The organism is Bacillus sp. SIMBA_005, from assembly GCF_046535585.1.
Lineage (GTDB): Bacteria > Bacillota > Bacilli > Bacillales > Bacillaceae > Bacillus > Bacillus pumilus.
The window spans coordinates 1-301 of sequence record NZ_JAWRWI010000200.1; the positions used below are offsets into that span (position 1 = coordinate 1).

The following is a 301-nucleotide window of genomic DNA, read 5'->3' on the forward strand; positions in this document are numbered from 1 at the left end:
GTAATTTACAACCTTCTCGACAAGGATACAGATGGCAAGATTGAATTTCATGTTCTCGGCGGAATTCAAGATCATCTGGGTAGGTCTCATCCAAGACTGGTCAACCACGGTCGTTATGCGAGAGAGTCATTCGCAGCAAAAGCGGCCGAGATAAAACCACATATCGGCGCTGTTTTTTCCATTTGGGATGAAACTTACTGCCACACACTCACGGAACTTTGGAGTGTCGGTTTACCTTCAATTGTATTCGATTTTCCGACTCTCGCAGAACGCGTGACGGATAGCGGTTGCGGGTGGGTAT

General features: G+C 47.2%; 1 protein-coding gene. It reads left to right on the top strand.

What is annotated here, in order from left to right; translation table 11 throughout:
• Window positions 1-301: glycosyltransferase family protein (locus tag SB660_RS19760; protein WP_410583965.1), on the top strand; the 301-nt coding region annotated here is incomplete at both ends.